The organism is Hominilimicola sp., assembly GCF_046972485.1.
In the GTDB taxonomy this organism is placed as follows: Bacteria; Bacillota; Clostridia; order UBA1381; family UBA1381; genus Hominilimicola; species Hominilimicola fabiformis.
Genome location: NZ_JBKVWU010000095.1, coordinates 1 through 8,372 on the forward strand (window position 1 = coordinate 1; position 8,372 = coordinate 8,372).

Annotated in this window: 10 protein-coding genes; all 10 read left to right on the forward strand. The window is 39.2% G+C overall.

Annotated features, from left to right (window positions below; translation table 11 throughout):
- Nucleotides 1-688: DUF3794 and LysM peptidoglycan-binding domain-containing protein (locus ACLTU0_RS09095; protein WP_412322140.1), on the forward strand; the 688-nt coding region annotated here is incomplete at its 5' end.
- A gap of 196 nt (nt 689-884) precedes the next feature.
- Nucleotides 885-2,294, forward strand: a complete 1,410-nt coding sequence (cysS, locus tag ACLTU0_RS09100; protein ID WP_412322141.1) for a cysteine--tRNA ligase — start codon at nt 885-887, stop codon at nt 2,292-2,294.
- A gap of 172 nt (nt 2,295-2,466) precedes the next feature.
- On the forward strand, nt 2,467-2,865 hold the full coding sequence (locus tag ACLTU0_RS09105; RefSeq protein WP_022229889.1) for a Mini-ribonuclease 3: 399 nt from the start codon (nt 2,467-2,469) through the stop codon (nt 2,863-2,865).
- Nucleotides 2,861-3,736: a transketolase gene (locus ACLTU0_RS09110; RefSeq protein WP_412322145.1), complete on the forward strand. Its 876-nt coding sequence runs from the start codon at nt 2,861-2,863 to the stop codon at nt 3,734-3,736. Before ACLTU0_RS09105 ends, ACLTU0_RS09110 begins: the two co-directional genes overlap by 5 nt.
- The gene (locus ACLTU0_RS09115) at nt 3,736-4,665 is read left to right on the forward strand and encodes a transketolase family protein (protein ID WP_022229887.1); all 930 of its coding nucleotides are present in this window, start codon (nt 3,736-3,738) and stop codon (nt 4,663-4,665) included. Before ACLTU0_RS09110 ends, ACLTU0_RS09115 begins: the two co-directional genes overlap by 1 nt.
- A 17-nt stretch (nt 4,666-4,682) precedes the next feature.
- Nucleotides 4,683-5,231 carry a hypothetical protein gene (locus tag ACLTU0_RS09120; protein ID WP_308456237.1) on the forward strand — a complete coding sequence of 183 codons (549 nt, stop codon included), beginning with the start codon at nt 4,683-4,685 and terminating at the stop codon, nt 5,229-5,231.
- A gap of 185 nt (nt 5,232-5,416) precedes the next feature.
- Nucleotides 5,417-5,902 (forward strand): CarD family transcriptional regulator, encoded by a 486-nt coding sequence (locus ACLTU0_RS09125; protein WP_022229885.1) that lies wholly within the window; start codon nt 5,417-5,419, stop codon nt 5,900-5,902.
- A gap of 62 nt (nt 5,903-5,964) precedes the next feature.
- On the forward strand, nt 5,965-6,654 hold the full coding sequence (gene ispD, locus ACLTU0_RS09130) for a 2-C-methyl-D-erythritol 4-phosphate cytidylyltransferase (RefSeq protein ID WP_022229884.1): 690 nt from the start codon (nt 5,965-5,967) through the stop codon (nt 6,652-6,654).
- On the forward strand, nt 6,651-7,118 hold the full coding sequence (ispF, locus tag ACLTU0_RS09135) for a 2-C-methyl-D-erythritol 2,4-cyclodiphosphate synthase (protein ID WP_147513662.1): 468 nt from the start codon (nt 6,651-6,653) through the stop codon (nt 7,116-7,118). The genes ispD and ispF overlap by 4 nt, the downstream gene beginning before the upstream one ends.
- A gap of 13 nt (nt 7,119-7,131) precedes the next feature.
- Complete coding sequence (locus ACLTU0_RS09140; RefSeq protein ID WP_412322143.1) at nt 7,132-8,088, forward strand: HAD-IB family phosphatase; 957 nt, start codon at nt 7,132-7,134, stop codon at nt 8,086-8,088.
- Nucleotides 8,089-8,372: the final 284 nt, after the last annotated feature.

The window sequence follows — 8,372 nt, forward strand, 5'->3', positions numbered from 1 at the left end:
GGTCAAGGCAACGGAAAATGTGGCGGTGGATATGATATGCGATTGCTATGAGCCGTTTACGAAAACTCAGCTTTTAAAGGAAGAAGTGGAACTTGAAGAAGTTGTGTCACGTCCGTCATCACAGAACACAATTCGTGAAATGGTGGAAATGGGCACGGGTACACCGTCCGTTTCTGGAGTGTATGACGTGATAACAAGACCGTATATCACAAAGGCACAGATACAACGCGGTAAACTTTTGGCAGAGGGTAAAATCGAGGCATATATTTTATACTTGACAGACAGCAACGAAAGTCCCGTTTACAGTATGAAAAAAGAATTGCCGTTCAGCTATATGCTTGACTGCGAAAGTACGTACAGTGACCTTATTCCGGAAATAAAAGCGGAAGTAAAGCACACTGCATATAATTTGAACGTGGCGGGTGAAATTGAAATCAGATGTATTTTATCGCTTAACGCAAATATAATCAGAAAAAGAAAAATCGAACTTGTGAATGAAGTGGTGACAGAACCGCTTGAAAACGGTGACAAAAACGGTATAGTGATTTACTTTGTTCAAAAAGGGGATAATCTTTGGGAAATTGCAAAACGATACGCAGTACCGCAAAGCGAAATTTTGAGGTTTAACAATATGGAGAAATCCGACAAACTTGAAATAGGAAACAGATTATTTATCCCGAGCATATAAAAAAAGAGCCTGTCGACAAAATGCCGACAGCTCCAAAAGTTACATCTTATGATGTGATTTTTGAGTATTTGTAGTGGAAAAATCATAAAGGTTTTGTTTACATCTAATACAACTTCTATTTTTTAAAAATAGAGGTTGTATTTTCTTTTGTTTTGCGATATAATTAAAGTCAGAATGGAAAAAGGAAGTAGTGCTTATGAAAATTTATAACACATTAACAAGACAAAAACAGGAGTTTGTTCCTATAAATAAAGGTGAAGTTAAAATGTATTCATGCGGTCCGACTGTATATGACTATTTTCATATAGGAAATGCAAGACCGTTTATTGTTTTTGATACAATGCGCCGTTATCTTGAATATCAGGGGTATAAGGTAACATTTGTACAGAATTTTACAGATATAGACGATAAGATGATTAAACGTGCAAATGAAGAAGGTATAACGGTAAAAGAGCTTGGTGAAAGATTTATTGCGGAATATTTTAAGGACGCACAGGCAATCGGTATTCACAAAGCTACAATTCACCCGAAAGCAACGGAAAATATTGATGCGATTATCAATGTTGTAAAGAAACTTGTTGATAACGGTTATGCTTACGATGTTGACGGAAACGTGTATTTCTCTACAAAGAAATTTAACGAATACGGCAAGCTTTCAAAACAGCCATTGGAAGATTTGGAGGCAGGTGCAAGAATTGACGTAAACGAACATAAAAAGGACGTTATGGACTTTGCACTTTGGAAAAAACAAAAAGAGGGCGAACCTGCTTGGGAAAGCCCATGGGGAATGGGCAGACCCGGTTGGCACATCGAGTGTAGTGCAATGGTGAACAAGTATCTTGGCGAAACGATAGACATTCATTCGGGCGGTCAAGACTTGATTTTCCCACATCACGAAAACGAAATTGCACAGAGCGAATGTGCAAATGGAAAGCCTTTTGCAAATTACTGGATGCACAACGGATATATTAATATAAATAACAGGAAAATGAGTAAGTCACTCGGAAACTTCTTTACTGTTCGTGACATACTTAAACAGTATGACGGTGAAGTGGTACGTTTCTTTATGCTTTCGGCTCATTACAGAAATCCTATTAATTTTGATAATGAATTAATGGAACAGGCAAAATCTGCTGTTGAAAGAGTTTACACTTGCATAGACAATCTTGAATTTTTACTTCAAAACAGTGAGGACAGAGAACTTACAGACAGTGAAAAGGAGTATTCAAAAACTCTTGATGACTGCAAGACTAAATTTATTGCGGCAATGGACGACGATTTGAATACAGCCGAAGCAATCGCGGCAATATTTGATATAGTTTATGCGTCAAACACCGCATTGTCAAACGAAAATAAGAATGCGAAAGCTGTTGTTGAAAAGACGCTTGACCTTATACACGAACTTGGCGGTGTACTCGGTTTATTCCAAAAGACACAGGAAAAGTCGATAGACGCAGAGGTTGAAGAATTAATCGAAAAGCGTAACAAAGCAAGAAGTGAAAAGAACTGGGCTGAGGCTGATGCAATTCGTGATAAGCTTAAAGCTATGAATATTGAGTTAAAGGATACACCGATGGGTGTAAAGTGGAACTACATCTCAGAATAAAAAATTTGCCCACAGCACTATTTTTTACTCGGGCTGGTCGCAGACCAAAGGTCTGCTGCTCGCCATGCAACCGGGGCGGTATCAGTATACAGCACCCGAGTTTCAAAACAGCACTGTGAACGAATTTACCCACAGCACTTGCTGAGAAATCCTTAAACTTGGGGAGGTAACTATGCTTACAACTAAAAAGCCGTCACAGTTTTCGCCTTTGGCGCTTGCCTATATAGGTGACGGAGTGTATGAACTTTTTGTTCGTACACGAATTATAGAAGAACACGAAAATCTTCCTGCCAACAAACTGCATAAAAAGACTGTTCAGTATGTCAAAGCACACGCACAGTCAAACAGTATAGACGCAATGCTTGAACATATGACAGATGATGAAACGGCGGTATACAAGCGAGGAAGAAACGCAAAATCGAATACAGTGCCGAAAAACGCAAATATGACGGAATACCGCAGAGCAACGGGATTTGAGGCACTTATAGGATTTCTGTATCTTTCGGGAGAAACGGAAAGACTTGACACACTTATGAATATCGCGTATGAAAATGCGTTAGATAATAATTAATTTAAGGGAGGAAATACGACACATGGATAAGAAAAGAGTCACAGAGCTGTCAATCATTGCAAACAATGTTCGTAAGCACGCTCTTACAGCCGTATACAATGCGGCATCGGGACATCCGGGAGGTTCATTATCTGTAGCAGATGTTTTGACATTGCTTTACTTTGAGGTAATGAACGTAGATCCGAAAAATCCTAAAATGGAGGACAGAGACAGATTTGTTCTTTCAAAGGGTCACACAGCACCTGCACTATACGGTGTACTTGCAGAAAAAGGATTTATACCAAAAGAGGATATTAAGACATTCAGAAATGTAAACAGCTATCTTCAAGGACATCCTGATATGAACAAAGTACCCGGCGTTGATATGTCAACAGGTTCATTGGGACAAGGTGTGTCAGCCGCAGGCGGTATGGCACTTGCCGCAAAGCTTGACAACAAGGATTACAGAGTATATTCTGTTCTTGGTGACGGTGAGCTTGAGGAAGGACAGGTTTGGGAGCAAGCTATGTTTGCCGCTCATTACAAACTTGACAACTTTACAATTTTCGTTGATAACAACGGCTTACAGATAGACGGTGACATTTCTAAGGTAATGAATCCTAATCCTATCGATAAGAAATTTGAGGCATTCGGTTGGCATGTTATAAAGGTAAGTGCTCATAATTTTGAAGAACTTATGGATGCTGTTGACGAGGCAAAGGCTACAAAGGGACAGCCTACCGCTATTATAATGAAGTCTGTTAAAGGCAAGAATGTTTCATTTATGGAAAATAACGCAGGCTGGCACGGTTCTGCACCTAATGAAGAACAGTACAATCAAGCAATCGCAGAGCTTGATGAAATAATCAAAGGATTGGAGGCGAGTCTGTAATGGCAAAGAAAGCTACAAGAGAATCATACGGAGCGGCGCTTGTAAAGTACGGTGAAAACCCTAACATAGTTGTGCTTGACGCTGACCTTTCAAAATCAACAAAAACAGAAATGTTCAAGAAAGCATATCCTGAAAGATTTATAAATATGGGTATTGCAGAAAGTAATATGATGTGCGTGGCAGCAGGACTTGCCGCAAGCGGAAAAATCGCTTTTGCGTCAACATTTGCAATGTTTGCCGCAGGCAGAGCCTTTGAACAGGTTAGAAACTCAATCGGCTATACAAAGCTTAATGTTAAAATCGGTGCTACTCACGCAGGTATTTCTGTCGGTGAGGACGGTGCGTCACATCAATGTCTTGAGGACATCGCTTTAATGCGTTCAATTCCTAATATGGTTGTTATAAACCCTGCCGATGATATTGAGGCTATGCAAGCTGTTAAGGCGGCTATTGACCACGACGGCCCTGTATATATGAGATTCGGTCGTCTTGCCGTTGAGGACGTAAACAGTGAGGACTACAAGTTTGAACTTGGCAAGGGCGTTCAACTAAAGGATGGTAAGGACGCAACAATTATTGCAACCGGTCTTATGGTAGGTATGGCACTTGAAGCGGCAAAAATGCTTGAAGAAGAAGGCATTTCCGCAAGAGTAATCAATATCCATACAATCAAGCCTATAGACGAAGAAATAATAACAAAGGCTGCTAAGGAAACAGGTGCTATCGTAACAGCTGAAGAGCATTACATTATGGGCGGTCTTGGAAGTGCCGTTACGGAAGTGGTATGTGCAAATGCTCCTGTACCTGTTAAGATTATCGGTACTGACAGATTCGGTAAATCGGGTAAACCGGCTGAATTATTTAAGGAATACGGTTTAACTCCTGAAAATATCGTTAAAAATGTAAAAGATGCCATTGCAATGAAATAATCATTGGAGGTAAAATTATGAAAAAGTTATTGCTTGTGTTAGCAAGCTTGGCCATGATAATAGGTTTGTGTGCCTGCGGCGGTGGCGGCGGACTTTTTGCAAAGCCAACACCTACACCGATACCTGAAATCGACCCGGCGACACTTATCACAACTGATGATGTTGCACTAAATGCCGGATATACACCTGTTATTGAGGAATCAGGTACAAGCCGTAACGGTAATGTTGCGACAGTGCTTTACAGAAGTGAGCCTATAGGTCAAAATGATACTGTAACGGTTAAGGTTACACAGTTCACAGATACTATTGATTATCAAATGCTTTTCGACCAGTACGAACAGGAAAAGTCAAAACGTTCTTCTGCTGAATTGGTTGAGGGTATAGGACAGGAATCGTATATAGCGTTTCCGACTATCCATGTGTACGACAGAGGCTGTATAATTGAGATTACAGCCGGTTCGGGCAGTGACGATAACCAAAAGACTTTGCTTAAAAATCTTGCGATTACTGCGGCGGGTCGCTTGGAAAGCATAATTCCCGACAACACAGGTCAAAATAAAGAATAAAAACGAAAAGGATATTACTTTAGAGTGGTATCCTTTTTATTTTGACAATTTATTAAAAAAATTACATAAAAGGGGTTGATTTTTTTTGGTAACTATGATATAATCAAAAAATTTGACATTTGGGGCGTTTTGTGTTATAATTATGTTGTTAAGATAGTGGTTAATGAGAAAGGCGGTAAGTAAAGATGTATAGTGTCGGCGATAAAGTTGTACATCCTATGCACGGTGCAGGTACAATAGAAGAAATCAAAGAAATAGAGATTGTCGGCAAAAAACGTCAATACTATGTTCTAAAGTTTGCCATAGGCAATATGGTAACAAATGTACCGATAGAAAACAGTGAAGAAATCGGTATTCGTCCTGTTATAGAAAAGCAGGAGGCAAAAAAGGCACTTCAATATTTTCGTGACGCGGAGCTTGAAGATGACGCGAATTGGAATAAACGTCAGAGAGATAATCTTATTAAGATTAAGTCGGGAGATATTTATCAAGTGATTTTGGTATTGAAAGAACTGATGTACCGTGAAAAAATAAAAGGTCTTTCAACAAGTGAAAGAAAGACTCTTACCAGTGCAAAACAGATTGTTGTAAGCGAACTTGTCCTGTCGGAAGTTGCCGATGTTAGTGACATTGAAAGCATTTTAAACGATACTGTTGACGCATTGGTTTGATATGTGATTAAAAGTGCAGAGCTATGTTTTATGGCTCTGCTTTTATTTTGAAAGGATATATTATGAAAATAACAGCGGTTATAGTTGCAGGAGGCAAAGGCACAAGAATGGGTGCCGATAAAAATAAGGTTTTTCTTAAAATATTAGGACGTGAAGTGCTTTATTATACAATTTCGGCATTTGAAAAAAATGATAAAATTGATGATATTATAGTTGTCACAGGTAAAAATGATATAGAAGAATGTCAAATACTTGTTGACAAATACGATATAAAAAAGGTATCATATATAACAGAAGGCGGTGCGACACGTCAGGAGTCTGTTATGAACGGACTGAAAAAAGCCGAAGGTGATATTGTGCTTATACACGACGGCGCAAGAGCGCTTGTGACAGATGATGAAATTAATAATTCTGTTGCGGATTGTATAAAATTCGGTGCGGCGGCGGTCGGTGTTAAATGCAAGGACACGCTGAAAAGTGCGGACAGTGATGGTTTTATAGCAGGAACTGTTGACAGAGAAAAAACATTTATGATTCAAACTCCGCAGGTGTTTTATCTGGATAAGATACTTGATATGCACCAAAAAGCACTTGACGAAAATTTTGTCGCTACTGACGATTGTATGATTGCCGAACATTACGGTGTTAAGATAAAAATAAGTGACGGAAGTTATGATAATATAAAGCTCACAACTCCCGAAGATATGATAATCGGTGAAAGAATACTCAGAAAGCGAGGTATTACGGAATGAGAATAGGACAGGGATATGACGTTCATAAGCTTGTAGAGGGCAGAGATTGTATAATTTGCGGTGTTAAAATACCGTATGAAAAGGGACTTTTGGGACATAGTGACGCAGACGTGGCACTTCACGCACTTGCAGACGCAATTCTCGGCGCGGCGGCACTCGGAGATATAGGAAAGCATTTTCCCGACACAGACGAAAAGTATAAGGGTGCGGACAGCCGTATGCTTTTGAGAGAAGTCGTAAAGAAAGTGGCTGAAAAGGGATATTCCGTGGGTAATGCAGATGTTACGATAGTGGCACAAAGACCGAAGATGTTACCGTATATTGAGCAAATGAGAAAAAATGTTGCAGATGATTTGAATGTCGGTATTGATGATGTCAATATCAAGGCGACAACAACCGAAAAACTCGGCTTTGAGGGCAGAGGTGAGGGCATTTCCGCAACGGCGGTTGTATTATTGAAATAGGGGGATATATGGCTTGAATATTTACGATTTTGATGAAACAATTTATGACAGTGACAGTACAAAGGATTTCTATTTTTACTGCTTGAAGAAATACCCTAAAATATTACTTAGTGTGCCGATTATGGCATGGACATTCTTTTTGTACATTTTGGGAGTTAAAACGAAAACGCAGTTTAAGGAAAAAATGTATAGATTTTTGACATATGTACCTGACATAGACAGTGCGTTAAACGATTTTTGGAATGTAAATGAACACAAGGTTAAATCTTGGTACAAGGACAGACAAAAGGACGATGATATAATAATTTCCGCGTCACCCGAATTTTTATTGAAACCGATATGCGAAAGATTGGGAATAAAAAATCTTATGGCTTCAAAGGTTGATAAGCATACGGGATTGTATGACGGTGAAAACTGTTGGGGAGAAGAAAAGGTTAAACGTCTTTATGAGAAATTTCCAAATGTTAAATGTGAGGAATTTTATTCCGATTCACTTTCTGATACACCGCTTGCCGAACTTGCGGATAAAGCAATGATTATAAGAGGAAATGAACTTATTGAGTGGAATGAGTATAAACCGTCAAAATTAAAAATGTTCTTGTCAAGAGAATTTTTGTCGTTCCTTATTGTCGGCGGAATTAATACGGTGAGCAATGTAATTTTTTCAACAATATATTCATTGTTTATTCCAAATACCACACTTGCATTTTTTCCCGGATATATAACGTCAAATGTGGTGTCGTATTTGCTGAACAGTAAGCTTACATTTAAAGAACGTTTGGGATTTGTTAAGTTTATAAAATTCTTTATATCGTATATTCCGAACTTCATAATACAGACAATTATCGTTTGGCTGTTTGATAATTTCATTCACGGTCCAAGCGTCATAGCTTACGCAATCGCCGCCATTATCGGCGTGCCTGTGACGTTTGTGTTTATGAAGATATTTACGTTTAAGAAAAATGATTGATATTGTAGGGGCGACCACAGGTCGCCTTTTTGGGTGGACGGTAATTCAAAAAAATATTATTCGTAGGGGCGACCATTTGTCGCCCTTTTGAATTGAATAGCACTTCCGATATAAAAAACGGAATAATCATTGTTCGTAGGGGCGACCATTGGTCGCCTTTTTTGTATGGTCGTTAAAAAATAAAACAGCCACCACTCTGTCACTGCGTGACACCTCTCCTCAAGGAGAGGCTTGTTGGCTCCCATCGAGGGGAGCTGTCAACGCAGTTGACTGAGGGGTGGGGG

Bases quoted from the DNA above. Each gene is read 5' to 3' on its own strand.
- cysS (WP_412322141.1), top strand. From the start codon at position 885: ATGAAAATTTATAACACATTAACAAGACAAAAACAGGAGTTTGTTCCT.
- ACLTU0_RS09105 (WP_022229889.1), top strand. From the start codon at position 2,467: ATGCTTACAACTAAAAAGCCGTCACAGTTTTCGCCTTTGGCGCTTGCC.
- ACLTU0_RS09115 (WP_022229887.1), top strand. From the start codon at position 3,736: ATGGCAAAGAAAGCTACAAGAGAATCATACGGAGCGGCGCTTGTAAAG.
- ACLTU0_RS09120 (WP_308456237.1), top strand. From the start codon at position 4,683: ATGAAAAAGTTATTGCTTGTGTTAGCAAGCTTGGCCATGATAATAGGT.
- ACLTU0_RS09125 (WP_022229885.1), top strand. From the start codon at position 5,417: ATGTATAGTGTCGGCGATAAAGTTGTACATCCTATGCACGGTGCAGGT.
- ispD (WP_022229884.1), top strand. From the start codon at position 5,965: ATGAAAATAACAGCGGTTATAGTTGCAGGAGGCAAAGGCACAAGAATG.
- ispF (WP_147513662.1), top strand. From the start codon at position 6,651: ATGAGAATAGGACAGGGATATGACGTTCATAAGCTTGTAGAGGGCAGA.